23 protein-coding genes and 1 tRNA gene are annotated in these 26602 nt (G+C 49.1%); 17 read left to right on the top strand and 7 right to left on the bottom strand.

Annotation, left to right across the window (positions count from 1 at the left end; all coding sequences use genetic code 11):
* Positions 1-31 precede the first annotated feature (31 nt).
* Positions 32-1018: a tRNA-modifying protein YgfZ gene (ygfZ, locus tag ACREYP_RS03060; RefSeq protein ID WP_336819428.1), complete on the bottom strand. Its 987-nt coding sequence runs from the start codon at positions 1016-1018 to the stop codon at positions 32-34.
* A gap of 246 nt (positions 1019-1264) precedes the next feature.
* On the opposite strand from ygfZ, the gene sdhE reads away from it, so the two are divergent.
* Complete coding sequence (sdhE, locus tag ACREYP_RS03065) at positions 1265-1531, top strand: FAD assembly factor SdhE (protein ID WP_008461626.1); 267 nt, start codon at positions 1265-1267, stop codon at positions 1529-1531.
* Positions 1512-1934 (top strand): protein YgfX, encoded by a 423-nt coding sequence (locus ACREYP_RS03070; protein WP_008461627.1) that lies wholly within the window; start codon positions 1512-1514, stop codon positions 1932-1934. The genes sdhE and ACREYP_RS03070 overlap by 20 nt, the downstream gene beginning before the upstream one ends.
* Here the strand turns inward: ACREYP_RS03070 and fldB are convergent.
* On the bottom strand, positions 1931-2452 hold the full coding sequence (fldB, locus tag ACREYP_RS03075) for a flavodoxin FldB (protein ID WP_008461628.1): 522 nt from the start codon (positions 2450-2452) through the stop codon (positions 1931-1933). The two genes, ACREYP_RS03070 and fldB, sit on opposite strands and share 4 nt — an antisense overlap.
* A 102-nt stretch (positions 2453-2554) precedes the next feature.
* On the opposite strand from fldB, the gene xerD reads away from it, so the two are divergent.
* From xerD to ACREYP_RS03125, 10 genes are all read left to right on the top strand, one after another.
* On the top strand, positions 2555-3451 hold the full coding sequence (gene xerD, locus ACREYP_RS03080; RefSeq protein WP_008461629.1) for a site-specific tyrosine recombinase XerD: 897 nt from the start codon (positions 2555-2557) through the stop codon (positions 3449-3451).
* Between the two features lie 26 nt (positions 3452-3477).
* A complete protein-coding gene (dsbC, locus tag ACREYP_RS03085; RefSeq protein WP_008461630.1) occupies positions 3478-4194 on the top strand; it encodes a bifunctional protein-disulfide isomerase/oxidoreductase DsbC in 717 nt (238 codons plus the stop codon).
* A gap of 6 nt (positions 4195-4200) precedes the next feature.
* Positions 4201-5934, top strand: a complete 1734-nt coding sequence (recJ, locus tag ACREYP_RS03090) for a single-stranded-DNA-specific exonuclease RecJ (RefSeq protein WP_008461632.1) — start codon at positions 4201-4203, stop codon at positions 5932-5934.
* A 139-nt stretch (positions 5935-6073) separates the two neighbouring features.
* A protein-coding gene (prfB, locus tag ACREYP_RS03095; RefSeq protein ID WP_156107000.1) for a peptide chain release factor 2 occupies positions 6074-7172 on the top strand; the annotation gives its coding sequence in 2 pieces (ribosomal slippage) (positions 6074-6148 and positions 6150-7172; 1098 coding nt in all).
* A 9-nt stretch (positions 7173-7181) separates the two neighbouring features.
* A complete protein-coding gene (lysS, locus tag ACREYP_RS03100) occupies positions 7182-8699 on the top strand; it encodes a lysine--tRNA ligase (RefSeq protein ID WP_166995291.1) in 1518 nt (505 codons plus the stop codon).
* A 66-nt stretch (positions 8700-8765) separates the two neighbouring features.
* On the top strand, positions 8766-9518 hold the full coding sequence (actS, locus tag ACREYP_RS03105) for an amidase activator ActS (protein WP_008461638.1): 753 nt from the start codon (positions 8766-8768) through the stop codon (positions 9516-9518).
* Positions 9519-9606: 88 nt separating this feature from the next.
* Positions 9607-9680: transfer RNA gene (locus ACREYP_RS03110), tRNA-Gly, on the top strand.
* A 188-nt stretch (positions 9681-9868) separates the two neighbouring features.
* A protein-coding gene (locus ACREYP_RS03115) for an IS3 family transposase (protein WP_442892481.1) occupies positions 9869-10977 on the top strand; the annotation gives its coding sequence in 2 pieces (ribosomal slippage) (positions 9869-10121 and positions 10121-10977; 1110 coding nt in all).
* A 341-nt stretch (positions 10978-11318) separates the two neighbouring features.
* Complete coding sequence (locus tag ACREYP_RS03120) at positions 11319-11882, top strand: DUF1440 domain-containing protein (RefSeq protein WP_008458541.1); 564 nt, start codon at positions 11319-11321, stop codon at positions 11880-11882.
* A 930-nt stretch (positions 11883-12812) separates the two neighbouring features.
* A complete protein-coding gene (locus ACREYP_RS03125; protein ID WP_157141414.1) occupies positions 12813-13661 on the top strand; it encodes a hypothetical protein in 849 nt (282 codons plus the stop codon).
* A 99-nt stretch (positions 13662-13760) separates the two neighbouring features.
* Here the strand turns inward: ACREYP_RS03125 and ACREYP_RS03130 are convergent, their stop codons facing one another.
* From ACREYP_RS03130 to ACREYP_RS03140, 3 genes are all read right to left on the bottom strand, one after another.
* On the bottom strand, positions 13761-17165 hold the full coding sequence (locus tag ACREYP_RS03130) for an autotransporter outer membrane beta-barrel domain-containing protein (protein WP_498881093.1): 3405 nt from the start codon (positions 17163-17165) through the stop codon (positions 13761-13763).
* 253 nt (positions 17166-17418) lie between these two features.
* Positions 17419-18015 carry a hypothetical protein gene (locus ACREYP_RS03135; protein ID WP_008461653.1) on the bottom strand — a complete coding sequence of 199 codons (597 nt, stop codon included), beginning with the start codon at positions 18013-18015 and terminating at the stop codon, positions 17419-17421.
* Positions 18016-18020: 5 nt separating this feature from the next.
* Positions 18021-18527, bottom strand: a complete 507-nt coding sequence (locus ACREYP_RS03140) for a helix-turn-helix transcriptional regulator (protein WP_008461655.1) — start codon at positions 18525-18527, stop codon at positions 18021-18023.
* Between the two features lie 468 nt (positions 18528-18995).
* Here ACREYP_RS03140 and ACREYP_RS03145 point away from each other — a divergent pair, with 468 nt between their 5' ends.
* Positions 18996-20543 (top strand): EAL domain-containing protein, encoded by a 1548-nt coding sequence (locus ACREYP_RS03145; protein WP_498881094.1) that lies wholly within the window; start codon positions 18996-18998, stop codon positions 20541-20543.
* Between the two features lie 15 nt (positions 20544-20558).
* On the opposite strand, the gene ACREYP_RS03150 is transcribed toward ACREYP_RS03145, so the two are convergent.
* A complete protein-coding gene (locus tag ACREYP_RS03150) occupies positions 20559-20729 on the bottom strand; it encodes an Hha/YmoA family nucleoid-associated regulatory protein (RefSeq protein WP_157141439.1) in 171 nt (56 codons plus the stop codon).
* A gap of 422 nt (positions 20730-21151) precedes the next feature.
* Between ACREYP_RS03150 and ACREYP_RS03155 the strand changes: the two genes are divergently transcribed.
* On the top strand, positions 21152-21535 hold the full coding sequence (locus ACREYP_RS03155) for a hypothetical protein (protein ID WP_166996009.1): 384 nt from the start codon (positions 21152-21154) through the stop codon (positions 21533-21535).
* A 289-nt stretch (positions 21536-21824) separates the two neighbouring features.
* Here the strand turns inward: ACREYP_RS03155 and ACREYP_RS03160 are convergent, their stop codons facing one another.
* A complete protein-coding gene (locus tag ACREYP_RS03160; RefSeq protein WP_008460567.1) occupies positions 21825-22325 on the bottom strand; it encodes a hypothetical protein in 501 nt (166 codons plus the stop codon).
* A 227-nt stretch (positions 22326-22552) separates the two neighbouring features.
* On the opposite strand from ACREYP_RS03160, the gene ACREYP_RS03165 reads away from it, so the two are divergent.
* Genes ACREYP_RS03165 through ACREYP_RS03175 form a run of 3 tightly spaced genes read left to right on the top strand, consistent with a single transcriptional unit; the run spans position 22553 to position 26598 of the window.
* The gene (locus tag ACREYP_RS03165) at positions 22553-23281 is read left to right on the top strand and encodes a fimbrial protein (protein WP_008460566.1); all 729 of its coding nucleotides are present in this window, start codon (positions 22553-22555) and stop codon (positions 23279-23281) included.
* Between the two features lie 54 nt (positions 23282-23335).
* On the top strand, positions 23336-23842 hold the full coding sequence (locus ACREYP_RS03170; RefSeq protein ID WP_008460565.1) for a CS1 type fimbrial major subunit: 507 nt from the start codon (positions 23336-23338) through the stop codon (positions 23840-23842).
* A gap of 53 nt (positions 23843-23895) precedes the next feature.
* The gene (locus tag ACREYP_RS03175) at positions 23896-26598 is read left to right on the top strand and encodes a TcfC E-set like domain-containing protein (RefSeq protein WP_166996007.1); all 2703 of its coding nucleotides are present in this window, start codon (positions 23896-23898) and stop codon (positions 26596-26598) included.
* Positions 26599-26602 lie beyond the last annotated feature (4 nt).

The following is a 26602-nucleotide window of genomic DNA, read 5'->3' on the forward strand; positions in this document are numbered from 1 at the left end:
CTGAGCCCCGGTTTCGGGGCTCAGTGTTCGATTAATTTTCTTCCAGAGAATAGGGCAGTGGCTCCAGTGAGAGCTTGCTGTTTGCATCATCACGCACGCGCAAGACGCTGTTCGGTTCAAGATCGTTGTTCATCACCGCCTGCACAACAAGACGGCCATCTTCTAATCGTGAAGCGGCCAGCACGGTGCCGGTACGACGCCAGTTTTCACCCATCTGCAACTCAAGATCTTCGCCTGCTTCAGGCACGCGGCTTGCGCTCCCGGCCAGCAGCCAGAGTGCGCGTTTATTTGCCCCGCGGAACTTGGCTCGGGCAACCATTTCCTGGCCGGTGTAGCAGCCTTTTTTAAAGCTGATACCGCCCAGCGCCTGAAGGTTTGTTGCCTGTGGAATAAACTGAGCGCTGTTTACACTATCAATGACCGGCAATCCACCCTCGATATCCAGCGTCAGCCACTGCTGGCTATCATTACGCTGTGCTTCTTCACTGAGTTTTTCGGTTAACGTCTGAGCCGTTTCTTCGTCAGTGACAATCAGGAAGCGCTCCGCCGGCAGATTTAGCCACAACAGAGTTGTTGCGCCGTGCTGGACAACCTGAGTATCTTCATCCGGCAGCGTAGTGAAAACGGCTGCAAGCGCAGAACGCGCCTGGAAACCCGCCAACCCTAACAGGACGCTGGCGTCATCCGCATTGAAAGTGACTTTGGAGAAAACGGAATATTTCTTCAGCTCTGTAAGCTGGGCGTCACGCAGGTTGCGGCGCTCAATAAACGCAAAGCCTTCGCCCCGATGGAACAGACGCAGGTTACTCCACATCTTCCCTTTGGCATCGCAATGGGCGCAGAGCAGATGCTGGCCCGCGTCAAGTTTCGCGACGTCGGCAGTCACCTGACCCTGAAGATATTTCTCAGTGTCTGCACCCACGGCAGTCACGAGAGCCCAGTCGTCGAGCGTCATTAGTGTCAGCGGTAGACGGGCGGCGGCACTGGGCTGGCGAGGAGGAAACGGATTAAAAGCCATAACAAAGATCCCGGGTTATCCAACGGTTTAATTTCTCAATGGTAAAAGAGCCAGAGGGCAATGCAAGCAGTTTGATAACGCCATTCGTGCGTTTGCGTGTTGCCTCGGGGAATCTTGTGCAATCGGTGCTGTTACACGGGTTTGTGTGGGGAAAGCGCGCACAATGGAACATTCAGGTAATCCCGGTGACGAAAACACGTTACACTAACTCCGTACCCAACTTGATGGCTAAGCAGGAAAGTGCACATGGATATCAATAATAAAGCCCGAATTCACTGGGCATGCCGCCGTGGAATGCGCGAGCTCGATATTTCGATTATGCCGTTCTTCGAACATGAATACGAAACGCTCAGCGACAGCGACAAACAGCTGTTTGTTCGCCTGCTGGAGTCTGACGATCCAGACCTGTTTAACTGGTTGATGAATCACGGTAAACCAGCAGATGCCGAGCTTCAGCGTATGGTTGCCCTGATTCAGACACGGAATAAAGAACGTGGTCCTGTGGCAATCTGATCTCCGGGTTTCCTGGCGCGCGCAATGGATGTCGTTGCTTCTCCACGGCCTGGTGGCGCTATTCGTGCTGCTAATGCCGTGGCCGATGAGCTACACGCTGGTCTGGATGCTGCTGCTTTCCCTTGTGGTTTTCGACAGCGTGCGCAGCCAGCGCCGCATTCACGCTCGCCAGGGCGAAATTAAACTGCTGACGGATTTTCGTCTGCGTTGGCAGGGGCGTGACTGGGATATCGTCGGAAATCCATGGATGATTGACAGCGGGGCGATGCTAAGACTGCGTTGTGCCGGAAAGCATCGTTGCCAGCATCTTTGGCTGGCGGCTGACAGCATGGACATCGGTGAATGGCGCGATCTACGCCGCCTGCTGATGCAGCAACAGGCGAGCGGAAGCGGGCAGATTTAAGCGAAGCGTTCGGCCATTTCGCCAAGAATTTGCTCGCACCAGGTTTCAATGCGTTCGTCGCTCAGGTCGTACTGGTTGGTTTCATCCAACGCCAGGCCAACAAACAGCTGCCCGTCGGCAATGACCGGTTTTGGGCTGGTAAATTCATAGCCTTCTGTTGGCCAGTAGCCGATGAACTGTGCCCCGCGCGGTGCCAGCTTGTCGTGCAGCATGCCTAACGCATCCAGGAACCACTCACCGTAGCCAAGCTGATCGCCCATGCCGTAAAGCGCCACGAGTTTGCCTTCCAGGTTCAGGTCATCCAGCTGCGGCCAGACGGTTTCCCAGTCTTCCTGCAGTTCGCCAAAATCCCAGGTCGGTATGCCCAGGATCAGAACGTCATACTGCTCCATCATGGCCGGGGCATCGTCTTTCAGGTTGTGAAGCGTCACCAGTTCAGGACCAATAATGTCGCGAATTTTTTCGGCGGCCATTTCGGTGTAGCAGGTGCTGGAGCCGTAAAAAAGACCAATGTTCATAGCAATAACAACTCATTTTAATCGCGTGCAGATGGCCAAGTGTACCAGATCCCATTCGCCATCATGCATAATGGACACAATTCGCCAAATCAGGAGTGGAGCGTGGAGCAGGATAAGATCCGTATCGAACAGTTTCTGGATGCGCTGTGGCTGGAAAGAAATCTGGCCGAAAATACGCTCAGCTCTTATCGCCGCGATCTCACTATGGTGGCCGAGTGGCTGCAGCGTCAGCAACTCAGTTTTTTAACCGTTCAGGCTTCGGATCTCCAGTCGCTGCTTGCGGAGCGCGTCGAGGGCGGTTATAAAGCCACCAGTTCCGCGCGGTTGCTCAGCGCTATGCGGCGGTTATTTCAGTACCTGTATCGCGAAAAAATGCGGGAAGACGACCCCAGTGCGCTGCTTTCATCGCCCAAACTTCCCCAGCGTTTGCCGAAGGATTTAAGCGAGGCTCAGGTTGAACGGCTGTTGCAATCTCCGTGTGTCGATCAGCCTATTGAACTGCGTGATAAAGCCATGCTTGAAGTCTTGTACGCAACCGGGCTGCGCGTCTCGGAGCTGGTTGGGCTGACAATGAGCGATATCAGCCTGCGGCAGGGCGTGGTGCGAGTGATTGGTAAAGGCAACAAAGAGCGTCTCGTGCCGCTGGGCGAAGAGGCGGTGTACTGGATTGAAGAGTACCTGAAGTATGGCCGCCCGGAGTTGTTAAACGGGCAGTCTCTGGATGTGCTTTTCCCCAGCAATCGCGCACAGCAAATGACGCGGCAAACCTTCTGGCACCGCATTAAGCACTATGCCGTGCTGGCCGGTATCGACAGTGAAAAACTGTCTCCGCATGTGCTACGCCACGCTTTTGCCACGCACCTGCTGAACCATGGCGCGGATCTTCGTGTCGTACAGATGCTGCTGGGCCATAGTGATTTGTCCACCACACAAATTTATACACATGTAGCGACGGCGCGTTTACGCCAGCTGCATCAACAGCACCACCCTCGAGCGTGAGTGCTACAAGAGATAAAGGAATCCTCATGAAAAAAGGTTTTTGGCTGCTTTCGCTGCTGGCCGCTTCCGTTTCCGGTATTGCTCACGCGGATGACGCCGCTATTAAACAATCTTTGGCGAAGCTGGGCGTGCAGGGCGCAGAGATTCAGGCTGCACCGGTTGCCGGGATGAAAACTGTGTTGACCGATAGCGGCGTACTTTATGTCACCGAAGACGGCAAACATGTGATTCAGGGGCCGCTGTATGACGTGAGCGGCGCTCAGCCGGTGAACGTGACCAACCAACTGCTGATCGGCAAGCTGAACGCGCTGGAAAAAGAGATGATTATCTACAAAGCGCCGAAGGAGCAGCATGTGATTACGGTGTTCACCGACATCACCTGCGGCTACTGCCACAAGCTTCATGAAGAGATGAGCGACTACAACGCGCTGGGGATCACCGTGCGTTATCTGGCATTCCCTCGTCAGGGGCTGCAAAGCCAGGCCGAGAGCGACATGAAGTCTATCTGGTGCGCGAAAGACCGTAACAAAGCGTTCGATGCCGCAATGAAGGGCGGTGATGTGGCACCGGCAAGCTGTGACATTAACCTGGCTAACCACTACAACCTGGGCGTGCAGTTTGGCGTGCAGGGGACGCCAGCGATCGTGCTGAGCAACGGCAGCATGATCCCGGGTTATCAGGGGCCTAAAGAAATGAAACAAATGCTGGATGCCCACAAGCAGTTAATGAAAGCGGGTGGTTAATTTCGGGTGAAACAGCAAACGCAACTCCGCCGCCGGGTCGTTGACAGCTCGGTGGCGCTTCCGGCTACGCTGCCTCCTTTGTTACAGCGGCTGTATGCCAGCCGGGGCGTGCGTGGCGAACAAGAGCTGGAGCGCGGCGTAAAAGGGATGCTGCCGTGGCAACAGCTCAGCGGCATCGATCGGGCCGTGGTCATGCTTTATAACGCCTTTCGCGAAGGCTTGCGCATCATCGTTGTCGGCGATTTTGATGCCGATGGGGCAACCAGTACCGCGCTAAGCGTTCTGGCCCTGCGCAGCATGGGGGCTGAGAATATTGGCTACCTGGTGCCTAATCGCTTTGAGGATGGTTACGGGCTTAGCCCGGAAGTGGTCGATCAGGCCCATGCCCGCGGTGCGCAGGTGATCGTGACCGTCGACAACGGCATCTCATCCCATGCGGGCGTTGAGCGCGCCCATGCACTGGGGATCCCGGTGCTGGTGACCGATCACCACCTGCCAGGGGAAACACTTCCCGCTGCTGAAGCTATCATTAACCCGAATCTCGCCGACTGCGCATTTCCATCTAAATCCCTGGCTGGTGTCGGCGTCGCGTTTTATCTGATGCTGGCGCTGCGCACGCATCTGCGTGATAACGGCTGGTTCGAACAGCGTGGGTTGGCCATTCCGAATCTTGCAGAACTGCTCGATTTAGTCGCGCTGGGCACCGTGGCGGACGTTGTGCCGCTGGATGCCAACAACCGCATTTTGACCTGGCAAGGGTTAAGCCGCATTCGCGCGGGGAAATGCCGTCCCGGCATTCGCGCGCTGCTTGAAGTGGCTAATCGTGAGCCGCAAAAGATCGCCGCCAGCGATCTGGGCTTTGCGCTGGGGCCGCGCCTGAACGCCGCAGGCCGACTGGATGATATGTCGGTTGGCGTGGCGCTGCTGCTCAGCGAAAACATTGGTGAAGCGCGTATGCTGGCTAACGAGCTGGACGCGCTGAACCAAACGCGGAAAGAAATTGAACAAGGCATGCAGGTCGAAGCGCTGACCCTTTGCGAACAGCTGGAGCGCAGTAGCGAAGCCCTGCCTTACGGGCTGGCAATGTATCACCCGGAATGGCACCAGGGCGTGGTCGGCATTCTGGCCTCGCGCATCAAAGAGCGTTTCCACCGCCCGGTCATCGCGTTCGCGCCTGCGGGAGACGGCACGCTTAAAGGGTCCGGCCGTTCAGTTCAGGGGCTGCACATGCGTGATGCCTTAGAACGTCTGGATACGCTTTATCCGGGCATGATGCTGAAGTTCGGCGGTCATGCCATGGCCGCAGGCTTGTCGCTGGAAGAGGCTCGCTTTGAGGAGTTTCGCCAGCGTTTTGGCGACCTGGTCGGTGAGTGGCTGGACCCGGCGTTGTTACAGGGGGAAATCTGGTCCGACGGTCAGCTGTCCGCGCAGGAGATGACGCTCGAAGTGGCGGAGATGCTCAGAGACGCCGGGCCGTGGGGGCAAATGTTCCCGGAGCCGCTGTTTGACGGCAAGTTCCGTATTCTCCAGCAGCGCCTGGTGGGCGAGCGTCACCTGAAGGTGATGGTGGAGCCTGTCGGTGGCGGTCCGCTGCTGGACGGTATCGCCTTCAACGTGGATACCACCCGCTGGCCGGACAACGGTGTGCGCGAAGTTGAGCTGGCCTACAAGCTGGACGTGAACGAGTTCCGCGGCAACCGCAGCGTGCAGCTTTTAATCGATCATCTCTGGCCGATATAGCCCGCATTCTCGACGCTGCTGCAGCGTTAATTACTTGGCTATATGTCAGGGAGAATGCTACAAAATGCGGCGTAAATCCGGTAAACTTTCCGGTTTACGACCGCATTTCGTCTTCTGAAATCAACATAAGAAATTACGCATGTTTGAAATTAACCCGGTAAAAAGCCGCATCCAGGACCTCACAGAGCGCAGCGACGTTCTTAGGGGGTATCTTTGACTACGATGCCAAGAAAGAGCGCCTCGAAGAAGTAAACGCCGAGCTTGAACAGCCCGATGTCTGGAACGAACCTGAACGCGCACAGGCGTTGGGGAAAGAACGTTCCTCATTGGAAGCCATCGTCGACACGTTAGATCAGATGTCTCAGGGCCTGGAAGATGTCTCCGGCCTGCTGGAGCTGGCGGTAGAAGCCGACGATGAAGAGACCTTTAACGAGGCCGTTGCCGAGCTGGATGTGCTGGACGCCAAACTGGCGCAGCTTGAATTCCGCCGCATGTTCTCTGGCGAGTACGACAGCGCCGACTGCTACATCGATATTCAGGCAGGCTCAGGCGGTACGGAAGCGCAGGACTGGGCGAGCATGCTGGAGCGTATGTACTTGCGCTGGGCAGAAGCTCGCGGTTTCAAAACCGAAATTATTGAAGAGTCTGAAGGCGACGTGGCGGGCATCAAGTCCGTGACCATTCGCATTCAGGGCGATTATGCCTTTGGCTGGCTGCGTACGGAAACCGGCGTTCACCGTCTGGTGCGTAAGAGTCCGTTTGACTCCGGTGGCCGCCGCCATACCTCGTTCAGCTCCGCGTTTGTTTACCCGGAAGTGGATGACAACATTGATATTGACATCAACCCGGCGGACCTGCGCATTGACGTTTATCGCGCATCCGGTGCGGGTGGTCAGCACGTTAACCGTACGGAATCTGCGGTACGTATTACCCATATTCCAACCGGCACCGTGACCCAGTGCCAGAATGACCGTTCTCAGCACAAGAACAAAGACCAGGCGATGAAGCAGATGAAGGCGAAGCTGTACGAGCTGGAAATGCAGAAAAAGAATGCTGAGAAGCAGGCGCTGGAAGACAACAAATCGGATATCGGCTGGGGCAGCCAGATTCGTTCTTACGTCCTCGACGACTCCCGCATTAAAGATCTGCGCACCGGGGTTGAAACCCGCAACACGCAGGCTGTGCTGGACGGCGATCTGGACAAATTTATCGAAGCAAGTTTGAAAGCAGGGTTATGAGGAACCAACATGTCTGAACAACAAGCACAGGGCGTTGACGCAGCAGCCGATCTTAACAATGAACTGAAAGCGCGCCGTGAGAAGCTGGTAGCTCTGCGTGAGCAGGGTATCCCATTCCCGAACGATTTCCGCCGCGATCACACCTCAGACCAACTGCACGCTGATTTCGATGCGAAAGAGAACGAAGAGCTTGAAGACCTCGGCGTTGAGGTAAGCGTGGCTGGTCGTATGATGACCCGCCGTATCATGGGTAAAGCGTCCTTCGTGACCTTACAAGACGTTGGCGGCCGTATTCAGCTGTATGTCTCCCGTGATGACCTGGCGGAAGGCATCTACAACGAGCAGTTCAAAAAGTGGGACCTGGGCGATATCCTGGGCGCGCGCGGTAAGCTGTTTAAAACCAAAACCGGCGAGCTGTCCATTCACTGTACCGAACTGCGTCTGCTGACCAAAGCGCTGCGCCCGCTGCCGGACAAATTCCACGGCCTGGCCGATCAGGAAACCCGCTATCGCCAGCGTTATCTGGACCTGATCGCTAACGAAGAGTCCCGCAATACCTTTAAAGTGCGCTCTAAAATCATGGCCGGCATCCGCCAGTTCATGGTGGGCCGCGACTTTATGGAAGTTGAAACCCCAATGATGCAGGTGATCCCTGGCGGCGCATCCGCTCGTCCGTTTATCACGCACCATAATGCGTTGGACATCGACATGTACCTGCGTATCGCGCCAGAGCTGTACCTGAAGCGTCTGGTGGTGGGTGGGTTCGACCGCGTCTTCGAAATCAACCGTAACTTCCGTAACGAAGGCATCTCCCCGCGCCATAACCCAGAGTTCACCATGATGGAACTCTATATGGCTTACGCGGACTACAAAGATCTGATTGAGTTGACCGAATCCCTGTTCCGTACTCTGGCTCAGGACGTGCTGGGCACCACCGAAGTGCAGTATGGCGAAGAGACCTTCGACTTCGGCAAACCGTTTGAAAAGCTCACCATGCGTGAAGCTATTAAAAAGCACCGTCCAGAAACCGACCTGGCCGATCTGGATAACTTTGACTCTGCGAAAGCCATCGCGGAAAGTATCGGTATCAAAGTTGAGAAGAGCTGGGGCCTGGGCCGCGTAGTGACCGAAATCTTCGAAGAGGTTGCGGAAAGCCACCTGATTCAGCCGACCTTCATCACCGAATACCCGGCAGAAGTCTCTCCCCTGGCGCGCCGTAACGACGAAAACCCGGAAATCACTGACCGCTTTGAGTTCTTCATCGGTGGCCGTGAAATCGGCAACGGCTTCTCCGAGCTGAATGATGCGGAAGACCAGGCGCAGCGTTTCCAGGACCAGGTTGATGCGAAAGCGGCAGGCGACGACGAAGCGATGTTCTTCGACGAAGACTACGTCACCGCGCTGGAGCACGGTCTGCCGCCAACGGCGGGTCTGGGTATCGGTATCGACCGCATGGTTATGCTGTTCACCAACAGCCACACGATCCGCGACGTTATCCTGTTCCCGGCTCTGCGTCCGACTAAGTAACGCCCTCATTCCCCTCCGTAAGGAGGGGGATTTTCCTCAAGTTCATCAACGTTTCCGGGGCCTGGTTTGCGCAAGGAAAGCATTTTAAAACGCTGGCACATCACCGCTTTCATTATCATGACGAGCCTGATGCTGACGGCCTGCTCCTCCTCAAAACCAGCCAAAAGTACCCGAAACGAAGGCACGTTTAGCGGCGCGGTTTACACCGTTAAGCGCGGCGATACGCTCTCAAAAATTTCCAGAATGACCGGCAGCAGCGTGGGTGACCTCGCCCGACTGAACGGGATCCCTGCGCCTTATACTATCCAGGTGGGCCAGCGTATTCGGATCAAAGGCTCAGGCTCTGCAAGCCGGCCGAAAAACACCGCCATGGCCAAAAACACCACTGCGCCAGCTCGTTCGCAAAACACGACCATAGCAAAGGTGGCGCCGCCGCCGGTGGGAGCACGCTGCTGGTTGTGGCCGACGAAGGGCAACATTGTTGAACCGTTCTCCAGCAGCGACGGCGGCAATAAAGGCATTGATATCTCAGGCTCTCGCGGGCAGCCTATTTATGCTTCCGGCGCGGGAACGGTGGTTTATGTCGGTAACCAGCTGCGCGGCTACGGCAATCTGGTGATGATCAAACACAGCGAAGAGTACATCACCGCCTATGCCCACACCGACACGATGCTGGTTAATACCGGAGAGAAAGTGAAGGCAGGGCAGAAAATTGCCACGATGGGCAGCACTGGGGCGGATTCGGTGCGTTTGCACTTTCAGATTCGCTACCGGGCCACAGCAATTGACCCTCAGCGTTACCTAAAACCGTCGTGTTAATTTAAAAAGTGCTTGAAAAACCATCACCTGGACACAAAGGCACTTGCCAGCGAGTGCTGAAAGTCTATAATGCGTAACGCACCTCAAAGCGGGCGTAGTTCAATGGTAGAACGAGAGCTTCCCAAGCTCTATACGAGGGTTCGATTCCCTTCGCCCGCTCCAACCTCCTTAGAATATAAAGAAACTTTTCTTCAGACAGTGAATCAGTCTCGCTAAAGCAGATACAACTTTCACTGCCCATTTTTCTTCGCCAGTACTTGTTGCGTGATTGTGACCCTGACCCAAAATCCTGCTCCATTCAGAAACAGAATTCCGGCATGATAATGACTCCCTGAACGGAGGTGGTGCCGATGAAAAAGTCACGATTCACCGAAGAGCAGATTGTCTTTGCCCTGAAACAGGCCGAACCGGGTACGAGCGTGCCCGAAGTTTGCCGTAAGCTGGGTATCTCCGATGCCACGTTTTACACCTGGCGAAAAAAATACGGCGGGATTTCCCCTTCTGAGCTGAAGCACATGCGGCAGCTTGAGGAAGAGAATCTCAGGCTGAAGAAGCTGGTAGCCGATCTGAGCCTCGACAAGTCCATGCTGCAGGATGTGCTGGAAAAAAAGAACTGACGCTGGCGTGTCTGCGTGAATGGGGCCGGGATTTGCAGGCACGTTACGGGGCCAGCGAGCGGCAGATCTGTTTTGCACTACGGATCAGCCGCAGCGCTTTCCGCTACCGTGCTGTGGCGGCAGACGACAGCGCGCTCCGCCTGCGTATCAGGGAGATCACTGAAACCCGGGTCCACTATGGCTACCGCAGAGTTCACGTCATGCTCAGGCGGGAAGGCTGGCGGGATAATCACAAACGCATTTACCGGCTCTATCGCGAGAAGGGTCTGTCCCTGCGCCTCAAACGCCCGCGCCGAAATAAATCGGCACAGCGGCGACAGCCCCAGCCTCAGGGGTTGTATCCGAACTATGTCTGGAGCATGGATTTTGTATCTGACGCCTTATTTGACGGGCGTCGGCTACGTCTGCTGACGGTCATTGATCTCTACACGCGCGAATGTCTGGGGATTTGCGTGGGTCAGAATCTGCACTCAATGGAGGTCGCAGAGATGCTGAACGCCATTGCACTCAGACGTCCCTTACCACAATGGCTGAAAACCGATAATGGCTCTGAACTTGCAGGGAAAATGCTGTACAAATGGGTGTACGAAAGAGGGATCCGCATCGACTTCTCACGACCGGGAACGCCCACGGACAATACGACCGTGGAGTCGTTCAACGGCAGACTGCGGCAGGAGTGCCTGAACGAAAATTGGTTCATGTCGCTTGAGGATGCCCGGTGCAAAATCGAAGCCTGGCGCATACACTATAACCAGAGACGTCCTCATTCTGCGCTGGGCTGTATGATCCCGTCCGAATTTGCTGAAAAGTCTGCCGGTTGCCAGAACATGCAACCAACATGAAGCCGGTTATTCCTGATTATGACTGGAGCATATTCGGGGTCAATCTTACTTTAGGCCAACAAGTCAGTCATCATAGAAAAGGGGGCAGTGTAGTGAATTAAATTTCGTGATTTAAAATAATGATGTTACACCAATAGCTTTCAATAATATTAACTGTGATCTCTTACTGATTGACTGCACTATCCTCCACGCAGCAGAGCGTAAATAACAAATTAAAAGTATATTGATTCAATTGCGTATCATTAGATATTAAAGAAACGTAAAATATTGACGCGTACAGAAACATCCAGTAACTTGATTGAGGTGTATGATGGTATCAATTTTACTTTTAAGGATAAATTATGAGCGCATGGAAAAAAACTAACGTACGCATTTTGTTGTGGGCGACTTTCATTGGTGGTGCGATAAGCTCATTAGTTAAATCAGGTACTGAAGTTAATATGCCACCTCGTCTCGCAGGGGAAGTTTCTCCTCCCGCGTTGAACATTGATGCCTGGTTGGGCTGGCTGGGGGTTAACTCGCACTCGATGGATTACATATACCAAGGAATTACTATTCCCGGTGCTGTAATGCTCTATCATTGGCTATTTAGTTTTATCTTTGCTGGCATTTATATTTTACTCTCAGCTTATGTGCCAAAAGTTAGACTTTGGTATGGTGCGGCTTATGGAGTCATCATTACGTTTGTTATGCACGGATTCCTTATACCTGCACTGGGTTTCCGTTATCCAGTTTACCTTGGCGGAAAAACTGGTTGGCTGTGGAATTTGAACGGTTACGAATTCTGGAGTGAACTATTAGGGCATATTTGTTGGTCTGTATCAATTGAGTTTAGCCTCATTGCAGTATTGGCAATTTTTTCTCGGCCTATTATTGGTGTATGGACGAAAGATATCGTTAAGTAAATATATTTGGCAGGCTTAGGCCTGCCAAGGATAGATTTTTACAGTATGGTAGTGGGGTTTTATTATTGTACGAGTGAAAATGTTTCCAGAACTATAGTTACCCAGCCAAGTGTGTTTTTGTTAGTTTAGTTAAAGTGAGTTATTTTAAAGTTAACAGCTTGCATTTAATCTCTTTGAAGGGGTGTCAGTTTAATCAAATCTTGTTTTTATCTTTTTTACGAAGAATGATTTTCCGCATGTCCCAAGGTTAATATTCAAAATTAACGAATTTCAATTTATTTAACTAGTTTTTTTTCAATTTTCGTAACTTTCAAAAAATTAAATGTAAATTGATATTGTTGCATATACATATCTAAATATGGCTATATGAAATATATCCTTTGATTTTTTTAGTCTTATCCTGCAAGGGGGGTGTAACTTCCGCTGTAATAAAGTAATTTCCTGAAAACAGATCTCATTTGTAGCCCTTGAGTAGTAATTAATTTCTTTTTTTTCTAATTTGAAAATTGGCATCATTTATTTGTGAAGGCGCGCAGTCTGGAGTCTGAATATTGATGTGGATCATTAATTATATTTTTTTGTGTAAGGAGCGATTTTTATTTTGCAATTAATTCAGCATATCAATTTTTTTGTTTTAACCACTTTAAGTATACGGCGATTAATTTATTATAAAATACTGGGTATCTACAGAACTATAGTTCACTAGCGCAACAAACTTTATTGGCCTGTGATGCTAAATAATAAATTATAATTATTATTTAATGTTTTTACTTTTTGTGCTGTTGTTTGCTATTGATTTTTATGTAAATAGATGAGAGTGTTCACGCTCGTCAATATATGAAACAGTTATTAAGTAGTTGTGTGATTTTATTGTATAATGAGGATGAAGGATGATTTTAATTACCAAACATGTTGAAAAAGGTTTTGAATATGGAGCTGAAATTAAAGGTTTACAACAGAATACAGCATCTCTATAAAGTTATCTCAAGAGATAGTCTATTTATTCCTGCAGTTGAAACGCATTGTAGGCTTATGATTGAAGAGTTCAAGAAAGATAGGTTATATTATAAATATATATTTAGTAATAATCGCTTTGTCATTTCGACTGTGACTGCATCTGTTTTTTTTAATAAGGATGAAGCTTTTTTGTCTGACGTTGTGAGCGAGTGTTTGACTACGGGGTTGGTTAGTCATAATACAATTACATCTTTGTTGTTGTTATTTAATGTTAGTGGAAGGATTTCACTTAGGGAGAGTGATAATGACAAAAGGAAAAAAAGTTTTAAGATAACAAGAAAAGGTAGGTTAGATATTATAAAATTGTTGAACACAATGGTTCCTGCACTAAGCTTGATGTTTGAAGGCCCATATAATCCTAAGATTATATCTGATGATCAGATTTCTGTTTTTTTTAAATCATACGCAAAAATCCACAGATCTTCACTATTTATTATTAATTTTGTCAATGATTTGGATGTTTTTATTTCAAAAGATTCAGGCCATATGATTCTTGTTTATCTCTATATGCTTGCCATAGAGGATAATAAGCCAAAAGCGATATTAAGCTTAGTATCTAAAGAATGTGGTGTTTCTAGAACGCACTTGAGAAATATACTAATTGCGGCCGAAGAAATAAACATGCTCTCTTTTAACAAAAAAACTGGTGAGATAACTATTTATGAGTCTTTTGTTAAAATGTTTACTTCGTATATGGCTTATTACTTTTCTTTCGTGCAGTTTGGGCTGGAAGGCGGGCATCTTTCAGACAATGCTGATTAAGTCTGTTCTGGCTATTATTATAATGACTCATCTCTGTATGATTTTTTTAGGTTGGCGCCTCCAGAGAGGCGCTTTAGAGTTCTACCGTATTCCTTCTTGTCAGAAGGCGTATTTCACTCCCAGCATACCCTGAGTGTCCCGGTAACTACCTGACCCCATCTGTTGCGCCACGTTGCCCCATGCGCTCAGATTTTCGCTTATGTGGCCCTCAACACCAGTTTTTAGCTCTGCCACATTGCGTTGCCCCTGAAGATATGCACTGCTTTCACCCATCTTCACGCCATAATCCTTCGCGGTATAAACCCAGTTTGCTTCCACAAAAGGTTCAAACTGACGGAAGGAACCTTTGTCATGATGGCTCTGTCCGGTCATTGACAAGCGTACACCCAGGCGTGTCTGGACGTTATCACTTCCCCTGCCTTCCACTTTCGTACCGTTGACTTCCGTGTGATTATCGGCTTTCACGCCGGACCATAGCACCTGTGCCTGGGGCGTTATGTAAACGTTGTTTTCCATTCCGCCGGAGGTTCTGTATGAACCCGTATGGAAAACATACCCCGTTTCCAGTGACGCGCTCAGACCTTTTGATTTGTACTTCTCATACGCCAGTTCATCACCTTTAACGGAGTTATCGAACCAGTTCCATGCCATCCAGCTGTCTGCATACAGGCCGGTTTTGTCCTTCGAATTCTGGTGCCAGGTGCTGTAGACACCAGCGCTGTAACCCCACACAGAGCCTTTTGAGTTATAACCGGACAAAGTGTTACGGGAATTACTGTACTGTTTACCGTAGCCGCCCATCAGACCAAGATGCCACGCATCGTCGTTGCCGGTGCTGCCGTTGAAGATATCTGCCCCCATCTGGAAGACTATCCGGTTTGCGGCGTATTTTGACTGACCGTCCGAGACATGTCCTTCCGTATGGCCCCCCACAGAGCGTACCCACAGACTACTTTCGTGACGCTCTCCGGTGGCCAGGTTTGTGTATATCATGCCACTTTGACGGTCTTTGAGACGCATGTTGAACATTGTTGCGGCTGCCTGAAGGTTGGCGGCGTAATTTCCTCGCTCAGGACGATAAGTGTGTCCGGTATCGGCATTGTTATGAGTTCCATTACTATTACCGTTATTATCGTTATTGCCGTTATTATCGTTATTGCCGTTATTACCGTTATTACCGTTATTACCGTTATTACCGTTATTACCGTTATTACCGTTATTGCCGTTATTACCGTTATTACCGTTATTACCGTTATTACCGTTATTATTTTCACTCTGACTGGTGAGATACCAGTTATTGTTATTCATGCCGGAAGGGGTACCCTGCTGGAGATGATACTCATAACTGCCGGCTACAATTCGCCCTTTCTGAATAAAGGCACCGGAGGCGGAGTTACCGGTGGAAATAACTTCAATTCCCTCCAGGGTCTGTGCCCCGATACCGCCTTCGTTGGCGACCCTGATGTAGGTGGTGCCGGAAGCATTCCCGCTGATGGTCAGCTTATCTGTCAGGCTGTCATCGCCACCCAGCACAGTTCCGAGAGAAACTGTACCGCCATTTCCGGTCCAGTCGCCTTCCACGGCCAGGGTCTGGCCCGCATTAGTGGCTCCGTTATTAATCATTACCAGTCCGCTGTTAATCATGTCACCGTACAGTGTTACTGCTTTCGGCAGTGCATCTGCGCCGGTATCATTAATTAATACGGTACCACTGTTGTTCAGTGTGGTGACGGTCTGGCTGTTGCCGCTGAGATTAAGGGTCGCACCTTCAGCTACCGTCACACCGGAGGTGGAGGCAAAAGTATCCTCAACACCGGTTTTAAGTGTGCCGCGGCTGACCGTAGTAGTACCTGTGTAGGTATTGGTGCCAGTCAGTATGAGGGTGCCGTCACCCTCTTTGGTCAATGTCTTACCGTCCCATACACCATCGGCACCATTGATATTATCGGCAAGTATTGTGCCTATGTTGAGTACTGCTCCGCCTTTAAGGTCAAAGGTTCCATAGCCATCACCTGCGGTATTGTTCCACCGCAGGCTGTAGATGATGGAGTTTCCATCATCTGAAAGAGACATCTTTGCGTAGTCTGTTGCGGCCTCTGTCAGCAGCTCGTTGATAACATTCCCTGATATAAATCCGCTAATGCCTGAGGTGGTGGTGGCCAGTGTGTAGGTGTTCTGCTGCCATTCACTGATATTTCCACGCAGGGTAACGGTACTTTCCAGAGAAACCGAATCTGCCTTTAGCACAGAGTCCCAAGTGGGGTTATTGAAGGTGAGCGACGTGTTCCTGGCGAAAGAGGCTTGCCCCGTTAGGGTGAGCATCTTACCGGAGAGTGTTAAGCTGGTATAAGCATTCGCCGTCAGATTTCCGGTAACTGTCGTGGCGTCATCGCTGGCAATGGAGAGGGTATTGAAAGTGTCGGTTTCTGAAAGAACGATGTCACCGTTGATCTCTGAACCAGATTTAAGGATCAAATAATTATCATTGCTGGTTAAACGAATTGCCGCACCGCCCGTTCCGCTAGTACCATTGGTTCCACCGTTCCCGTTACCCGCGTTACCACCTGCACCCCGATCAATAGTTCCGTTGTTAATAATAGTCAGGTTGCCTCCAACTAAGGCATCGCCACCAATACCACCATTACCACCTATGCTCGTATCTGTAGTTGAACCTGAGCCACCTTTACCGCCACTACCGCCGCTAATCCTTCCATTATTGACGATGTTAAGGTTATCGCCACTTATACCTGCGCCTCCAGAGCCTCCTTCACCTCCGTCACCAGGTCCCGACCAACCCCATTCGTTTAGGTCCACGCCGCCCGTGCCACCGGAACCACCATTACCCCCCGAAATTACGCTATCGTTAAGGATGGATAGATTCTTACCGGCGATAGCTGTACCTCCCGAGCCTCCTGCGCTGGCGATCTGAATACCAAGAACATCACCACCACTACCGGCTTCCCCACCCGCTAGCACTCCACCTGTGTTATTGTTGATAGTAAGGTGATTCCCAGATATTGCATTGCCTCCTGCTCCGCCAGAACCCATGGTGAGATATCGACCGGTGCCTCCACCCGCATCGCCGCCGTTACCGCCCGTTAGTATTGCACCATTATTAAATATAGTAGCTGTCGATATGCTGACTGCGTCCCCCCCATTACCGCCATTACCGCTTTCAGAACCATTGCCCATTGCTATGGTACCTGCCCCTCCAATCCCCCCAGCTATATTAGCGTCAGTAATGCTGATGGGGTTATCCTCAGGTTTAAAAGTACTGGTCGTAAATTCATAAGATGATGAACCATCTGATCCATTGATTCCATTCGATGAGTCAACACCGTTACTGCCTTTATTTGACTGGAGGAAATAGGTCACTCCATTCCCAAGTAGTGTTATGTTTTTTGTTTCAGCGACTGATGAACTATTAATTCCGCCTAAAAAAAAGACAATAGAGAAAATCACTTTTTTTTTCTTATGTGAACGGCTCAATTCCCCACCAGCCATCCAGGCTCGCTGAGTTGAATTCCATGCGAGGTGATATCTATGGTTCACTTGGTTTCCTCTTAGGTTATGAATTGAAAATAAAAATTTGAAATAAACGTCGATATCTGGAGAGGGAAAGATGGCAGGAAAGCACACACCAATCCTTATTTTATTTCTCGGGAATTATATGTCTAAAGAAAATCTTTTTTTCTTATAATAATAACTCATGGAGTATCCCTACTATTAAATCCATTAAAAAAGTATCATGAATTTCTTACATGCCGGGAATGCCCGGCAATCCTCGGTTACGTTCATTCACAAACTGTAAAAATGCCAGTTGCCGTAGTCCCGTCTTCTCAAGAATTTTTTTTCGGTGCGCGTAGAGTGTTTTGACCGGTTTTCCTGTCATGCGGGAAAGTAACGGTAGGCTAACCCCGGATAAAAAAAAGGGGAGCATGCGACGCTCTGTGAATGTCAGTCTTATGCTTTCGACGCGGGTGCTTTTTCCCAGAGCGTGTTGTCCTGACTGACGCAAAGCGAACTGTAATGAGGTAATATCCTGTCGCTGACTAAGGCTAAGGCATCTCTGGTTTGCAAATGGACATAATCTCCCGCTCTCATCACACGTCAGCCAGATCCGAACTGCATCAGGACGAAGGGCATGAAGAGCGTTCAGAGCCGTCCATTCTCCCCGAAACACAATCCGGCTGTCCACAGCAAGAATTATACGTCCTGCAACCTCGATTTCTGGAGGAATATATCGCGAACTGAACCCCACCCGTAGACAAACCATCTCGGGCAACAGCGCGGTAAGGCCCGTGTATAACCAGCAATTCTCTGTCAATACAATCAGTAGCACTTCATTGTTCATGTCTCTCACCGTTTCATGTAAACAGGTATTCCGTTATGCGGGAAACGCATTTTCTCTGATAGTTTTTTTCTGTATACGTAGGCTGTACTGATACTGGTGCCGAGAATGCAGGCTATATGTTTCATGCTGACGTCTTGTGCTAATAAAGTCAGAGTTCGATACTCAGGCAGGGTGAGTGCGCCAGCACTATAATTTGCAGCAGTAATTTTTCCATTATCGGGTATTCGGCGTATACTATTTGCCAGTCGTTCAAGTCCACTGTCTGAGGATAAAACTGCATGTACATTGGCAAATTCGGTCAATAATAAGAGTGACAAAGGATATAACGTTGGGCTAGAGATAATAACGATGCTTTTTATATTCAAAATCTGAGGCTGTGTTATAAAGTCATAAAATGTAGATTCATCAAGATTAACAAAGTAAAGATTTTTTCTGCCCGCTATCTCAGCAATTGCCATGATTCCCTTTCCAAAAAAAGAATCATTTTCCGGCCAGTAACCACACTTATCCATGTGAGTCTCCTGCGTGACATTAAAAAGCACGTTATTAATTATGACCAAAAAAAGAATGCCAACCAATGAAAAACACAAATTCAGACAGGCCCACAGTGTAGTTTACATTGATTTCGCACCGACTCAGAGGTTGTAGCGAAATAGTATACACATAACAACAAAATAGTCAAAAACGATCAATTATCTTTTTGTGATAGGCTTGGGCTATCAGAGGAATGCAATTGATCGATTCATCCTATTTTAATCAAGCGTGAGGTCGCAGATATCAAGGATGCTTGGATAAATAAGCCAAAAGAACCGTCAGTAAATACGCCAGACAAGCACATATTAAAGAAACTTAAATTAATGGAACATTTTTGTATTTATCACCTTGCGTGAGTATCAGCCTGTTAACTTTAAAAAAATGGATATTTGAGCAACTTTGTATTTATGATGGTGTTTTATTCTTTGTGAACGCCAATGAGCCATATGAAAACAATATCACCCAGGCCATTTCAGTTATGGATGACCCTTGCCGGAGCAACGGTGATGCTCTGTATTATTCTTATATGCTCGGGTTTGTGGATGCAGTACCGCGCAATGACTGCTGGTGTGAGCGGTATACTCAGGCTTACTGATGAATACTATCAACCAGCATCCGCCACGCTTAGTCGGATTAGTGAAGCAGGTGCTCATGACTGCGAAACAATCCTGCCGTTGCTGACATCTCTGGCAACGCTAACACCTTACACCAGGAGCGCGGGGATCATTTCAGGCAAGACAATAATCTGTTCCTCCTTCAGCGGAAATAAATCCTGGCCTGTTAAAAGCATTTTTCCGGATGTGAGTGTGTCTGACGGGAATATGCCGGCAGTGGCCTCATCAATCTCGATGAACCCCGGCCACGGCGACTCTGTGATTGTCTATACCCGGATGCTGAAGGAAAATATTTACGCCTATACGGTACTGGACACCCGTTACATGCGGGAGCTGATTAAGGTGATGGCCGGTAATACCCACCTGAACTACGCACTACAGGCAGGGCACGGGCGGTCTGTCACCCTGGGGGGGCCCCGGGGTGACCACGAAGTTCTTACCTCGCTACAAATACAGGCAGGTGATATCAGGGTGTCGGCTTATTCGACCCTCCGTAGCTGGCTGTACTTCAGTACTGAAGGCATCCCGATAATTCTTCCTGCATTTCTTTTATTTTCATTCCTGTCAGGTACTTTCTGGAAACGATGGCATGCTGCTCGTATTTCCCCTGCATCCGTGATAAGCAGGGCAATAACAGAAGGAGAGTTTTTTGTCTGCTATCAGCCGGTCTGTGATATTTCAGGACACTGCCATGGTGCAGAAGCCCTGATGCGCTGGAGAAGAAATAACGGCAGGTTGATCCCTCCGGACGTGTTCATTCCTGCGGCAGAATCAGAAAAAATGATGGGGCCCTTAACGCGTCACCTGATGAGGCTTATTGCTAATGATGTTAAAGAGTGGATCCCCACGGGAGAGTTTCATCTGAGCATAAATATTGCATCGGAGCACCTCGCCGGAGGAGAGTTTATAGGGGATATGAGGGCGTTTCGTGACAGTATTCCTTCTTCGTTATCCCTTGTGGCGGAGATTACCGAACGCACACTCATTGAAAATACAGAGAAAACTGTTACCCATCTGTCCCAGTTGCGTGAGGCAGGTATAAAGGTTGCTATAGATGATTTTGGAACCGGCTATTGTTCCTTGTCTATCCTGCAAATCCTGCCTGCAGACTTTCTCAAAATTGACAGATGTTTCACAGAAACGATCGATTCTGCCAACGGAGACACCCCAGTGCTTGATGCCATTATCACCCTCAGTAAAAGACTGAAACTTACCATGATTGCAGAGGGTATCAGCACCAGGAAGCAGGCCCTGTTTATGAGTAATAATCAGGTAATGTTACTGCAGGGGTACCTGTTTTCACAGCCTCTTGATGCAGCTAACTTTAGAAAGTGGTATCTCAGAAATGTTTACTACATGAATACAACTTCCAAGGTATAATCAACGGAGATGCCGCTATATTTCCGCGGAAGCATTGTCGTATAAAGTTCCGGTAATAAGCTCAGCCAGATGATGGTCTGTGGCTTCCCAGAAAATGGCCAGTTTAGCCTCACTGAGGTCGTGATTTTTTGTAGATGGTTTTCTCCGGTGGCTCTTTATACCGTAACTGGCGGAGCATATAAACAAGTCTTTCTATTTAATTGTTCTTTCATACTGCAGCATATAGATCTTAAAAATTAGCGGGTTAAGAATAATATCAGGGGGAGCTTAAGTAGATTAATCATTTTCATTTGAAAGTAAAATACCAACAGTGACATTCCTACTGGTTGAATAGCCAATCTGGATTGTTCTTCACTCTTTGTTAACACTGGGGTGCAAAGAGAGCACAATTTATGCTAAACTTCTTCTAAGGAAGACAGTGATTTATTTATCGAATATGTGCCCTGACATATACACAGATAAAAACGAATAATTAGTGCGCGATTTATATTAAAGGAAAAAAAATGACGGCTTACCATATCCATGAGGTTTTTTTAGTAAAAATCGCACACCTGCCTCTTTCAGACAGTTATTATCTTGAATCAGACCATTTAGTCTCATAAAAGACGATGATTTCATCTGAGAGACTGGGTTTGGTGCTTGCATTGCCATCTGCTTCAATAATTATATTTCTTATTATAGTTGTACTTTCCGGAAATAACTTTCAAGATCGTTTCAAACAAGTTAAGGAAAATAATCTAACTGTTTCAGTTCAGGCAGAGCATGTGACAAAGAAAAGTAAGGAAACGATTATCTGCTTTTACCTGCAGCAAAGTATGATTGGTGTTAAGAAAAGAACTTTTCTCAAGCAGCAAATGCTACAAGTAGCAGGTAAACTGAGAGCTATGGCACGACGTATCTCGCGTAATGTCCCCCCGTGCAAGAAAAAAATGTTCACATTGGTTACGCCTGGATTGATTTTCCCAGTCACTGGTAATCCGATATTACAATGATTCTGATGTAGTCAAGTTCGATAAATCCGAACAGTAACCTTCAGGCAAAGCGGATGCCTGACTATAGGTATATCAAACAACATGGGTCGATTCATTTGAAATGCATGTCTGATCACAGACCTGGTTGCAACTGGTCCGTATCGTACTGGATCATGTATCTTCCTCAGGGATATATTAATATCCATAAAATGAGAGATTGCCGCAATATAAATTTGGTTTGCAGGCAGTCTTGAAACAGGAGATGCCACTTTTGCTACCACTCATCTAGTGAAATGATGCCGCTCAAATTCTACCACATGAGGATCTCATTTAAGGTTTTGATGCCTAGTTTTGCAGCAACCCGTGAACGCATTCCATAGATGGTTTTGTTTGACACCTTATATCTCCATGCTTCCTCGTCCACCGTCATCAGGTTAAAAAAACATTTCAGTGTTCTGTACTCGGTAGCCGTCAGGCGTCCGCTTCTTTTTCTGCTCAGTGAGGTGAGCCTCTCTGTCATTAAACCTTCGGAACATAACTCAGGAAGTATTAACTGACCGGAGTTTAATACAAAGGAGTTTCCATTAGCAGATTTTAAATAATCTGCGACGGGGAGTAAGCTATGTTCCGTAATAATAAATGATGGCTGCATCCGTCTCATCTCCGCCCAGTTTGAAAGAACGATTTCTTTGAGAGACCACTTCGCAAGATTCAATACCATTATTTCTTCTTCTGGTGTTTTTCCTGAAAACAAATGAGCTAAACCTTCAGAAAAAAAACGGTCCCTAGCTGGGTAAACGGTCAAAGTCATTGCCTGATCCTTGTATGCTTAATGTTCGGATGAAATCTGGTCTAACCTGTTCATATTTTTAGCAACGATCGATCAAAATCCGGTAGTATGATAGGTATTGACTATCATGTATTGGATTTTGATCGTTATTTACGATCAAAATACTTGATATCGATCAGATTGTCTCTTAATATCCACCAGGAAAAGAAAAATTTATTAACGTAACCTATTGATTGGTAGGTAAGTAAATGGAATTAAGAGTTTTCAGGCTGACGTTACTCGCAGTATCCGCATTTTTCATGCAGATAAATCCAACCTCAGGTGCAATGTACGTTTATCCCATGGAGGTATCTGTAGGTCTTAAAGGAGCCAGCCAGATAAAAGTCATCTCCCAGGACAATGATGTTCAGTTTATTAAAGTCAGTCTCAAGCAGATATTTCAACCCGGGACAGCGCAGGAGAAGGAGAAAACTAGTGATGCGTTTAGTGTTGCCGGACTGATTATTACGCCGCAAAAGATTGCGCTCTCTCCTGCAAGTGAGCGAGTGGTCAGACTTGTTTCTGTCATGCCTCCAGAAAAGGAAACAACGTGGCGTGCTTATTTTGAAAGCGTAAATGAAGATAACTTTATTGTGCAGCAAGGCGATTTAAAAAAATCGACAGCAACCGCAAGTATCGGCGTTAATGTTGTTTGGGGCGCACTTATTCACGTCGCGCCTGAAAAAGTTCAGGCAAGCCTTTTATTTATCGATGGTAGTGGCAAGGTGTTAAATAATGGCACAATCCGTATCCCGGTAAAAGAAGTGGGGGTTTGTGACCAGTCTGGCCAGTGTCAGTGGATAAAAGTGTCTGCAACCATATATCCGGATACAGAGGCCCGCCTGGCGGGGATCACATTCTCACGCGATAAAAAGTATCGTATTAAATACGTAAACTGGATAACAGAAAAAACCGAAGAAATCTCTTTGTCTCTATAAAGAGACTATTACTCCGTCCCCGACACCAGGGAACAACAATATAAGGAATGTTCGATGAAAACTCAGATTAAAGTTATTTCATTTGTCAGCGTGCTTGTCACTACCTTCAGTGTGAATGCTGTCCAGCGTGATATTACTGTCACGGCAAATATCGACCCTACGGTCGATGTCACACTTGCTGATGGATCACCTCTGCCGTCATCTATCGCCATGCAGTACCTGCCAGGCAAAGGTCTTGCCGCCCATAAAGAGAACATCAAGTTCTGGTCCAATACTGCGGACCGTGCGCTAAACGTCAGCCTGGCAAATACACCGTCGCTCACGGATGCGAATGGCGCTAACCCTATTCCGCTAAGTGTGTCCGTCAATGGCACCGCCCTCTCCACGACGGCGACAAGCCTTGCTTACGCCACCACATTCCCAAGCGGGATTACGAATGGCTCGTCGACCATGCCGTTGGTTATTTCACAGACCACGCCAGGCGCAGTTTCTGCAGCAGGGACCTATACCGGCATTGTAAGTCTTGTCGTGACCCAGGCCACTGCAGCAGCGGGCGGCTGACAGAGATAAGAATAATGACAGGGGAAACCCTGTCATTAGACAGGACTTCATGGATGAATATACGATTCACGTTTCTGGCCGTAATGATAAGCGCGTATTCAGTCTCTCTGACGAGTAATGCATCATTGCGCGTACCCAGGGGATTTGAAGAGCTGGCCCGGGGTCAGACTATTCTCACGGAAGTCTCACTGTACGGACAATCGCTGGGGGTTTTCAAGAGCTGGGTGGATCTTGAAAGCATCCAGTTCATACAACCGGACGCGTTGATATCTTCCATCCTGAGGGCATATCCGGACAACCCTCGGCTCAGCATCATGCTGCATAAGTCTCTGGATAAACCGTTTCGCCGCAACAGCCAGCTCTCCTGCAGTACGGGCGGTAACCAGCCCGGATGCGATTTTCTGGACACTCAGACGGTTGACGTTATCTATGATGAAAATAATGGCAGGATAAATCTTTTTATTGCCCGGGATTATTTGCCAGCTAAAAAGCAGGACAATATTTATTACGACGTAAGCGCAGAAAGCCGTAATGCGCTCATTCATCAACAAAATGTCAATTTCGTTGCGGACAGGCGTTATCAGTCTGTGTCGCTTCAGGGTAACGGTACGTTGGGCGTTAGCGACGGGGGTTATCTCAACCTTGACTGGAATCTTCAGGGGCAACGTTCAGGCAATCAAAGCACGCATGATGTATCCGTCAATAATGCTTACATCAGGCAGGATTTTTTAAAGCGGATTTATGTGCAGGCAGGTGTCATGGACGCCCGGGACATATTCAGCAATACCGGGGGGAATATCAATCTCAGTCAGTTACCCCTGGGTAAAATTCGTGGCGTCAGGACGGGCTCGACGCTTGCATGGATAAACATGGATAAGGTCTCAACCGGCACGCCTGTCAATCTGTTTCTCTCACGTGATGCGAGAGTCGATGCTTATCGGGAAGGACAGCTACTGGCTTCATTTTATTTAAAAGCCGGTGCACAGATTCTGGACTCCCGGGCATTCCCTCAGGGAAGTTACACGCTTACTTTACGGATTTTTGAGGATAACCAGCTGGTAAGAACAGAAACAGTCCCTTACACCGGGCTGGGAGAACTTTCATCCCGCACGTTACAATGGTTTATTCAGGCGGGAGTACCGGACGCGGACGGGATCTTCAGTGAGCGCACCGACAGGCAGGTCGTTCAGGCCGGGCTGAGGCTGCCGGTGAGCAATAACCTCGCTCTGACCACTGGTTCAGCTTTTTTCAATACTGCGCGTTTCTGGGAAAGTGCGCTGGACTGGGCGCACGGTTTTGATTCCGGATGGCTTGACGGGCTTCTGACGTCGAGAGTCAGCTATCTGCACGGAAGCGAAGGCTCAAGAGGTAATATTCAGCAGGCAAATTACAGCGATGGTTTTTCGCTCAGTTTTTATCGTAGTGCAATGACGGCCCCGGAGTGTAACAGTCAGGGACTTCATCGCTACAGCATAAACGGTTGCTACAAGAGTAGTAGCGTGATGTTTTCTGTCCCGCTGGATAAGTGGTATGCCACACTCGGATTTGCCCGCAACAGTAACCGGGGGCGGTATGTCTATCGCCGGGATATAGCTGATTTTGACCCGCGTGACCGGACGGCTGTTCCCTGGGAAAGAATTTATCAGACTCACTCTGAAAGCCGGACATGGCAGGCGGGCCTCACGCGCACGATTAATCTCAATGAGATTAATATCACATCAGGCATCAATGCCTTTTTTCGAAATGACAGCGCATTTAATGCTCCGGATAAAGGCATGTTTATTACGCTTTCGTTCTCTGCAAGCAGGAATGGCGTGGACGGAAAGCGAAGTACATTTTCTGGCGGAGCAAACTGGCAGACCAGTAAGCGGGGTAATGACGGGCTGGGTTATAACATTGCTGCCAGTCAGTACAGCGATGAGACGGGGGAAAACGAAACAGGTGTGTCGCTTAACGGCGTGAATACGGGCACGCTGACCGCTTCAGCTTATGGCCGTATGGGGGGGCAGTACGGCGCGGGGTCCCTGACCGTCAGTGACGCCTGGGACCGGACAAGTGGGGAACATCTGCTCAACGGTAGCGGTAATTACAGCTCCTCCCTCATCCTGGATCGGGATGGGCTGGCCGCTGGCCGCTGGGGAGATGGAACGCCTTCTTCAGCAATAACTGTGGGTGTTGAACAGCAAGACACCCCAGAAGTATCGCGGGTAAATGTCTCTGTGGACACCGGTGGAAGGAGTGAGGTGAGAGGCAACAGCAGGGCGCTTTTTACTGTGCCGGGTTACAGGGAAAACCAGTTTGACGTCACGGAGTCCGTTGCCTCCCCTGAGGGAATAAGCAGTGAGATAAGCCGGGGTACCGGAGCAAGAAAAGTCTTCATGACTCCAGGAAAGGTCTTTAACCGGGCTGTGAGCGTGCAAACGCGCTACACGTGGCTTGGCCAGTTGCTGGATAACAACCGCCACCCACTTGAAGGGGTCATCCCGCTTAATGTGATGGCATGGACGCCTCTGGGTAACGGAAGTTTTACCCTTCAGACGACGAGAAAGGTGGAAAAGTTGTACGTTGTGAAAAACGAATCCTACTGGCAGTGTGGGATGAAGGTCAGCATGATGAGAGATGTTATTCGTTATGTCGGGGAAACGAGGTGCCAGCGTACAGATCTTGCAAGGCTGCCTGCGGCAGAACAAAAGCAGGTTGTTCTGATGACTGCAGGGTTAAGTGATCATACGAAAAATACCGCTATGAATAATTAAGGCG

The sequence above is a fragment of the Enterobacter sp. TMH.L2 genome (assembly GCF_050847315.1).
Classification (GTDB): Bacteria; Pseudomonadota; Gammaproteobacteria; order Enterobacterales; family Enterobacteriaceae; genus Cedecea.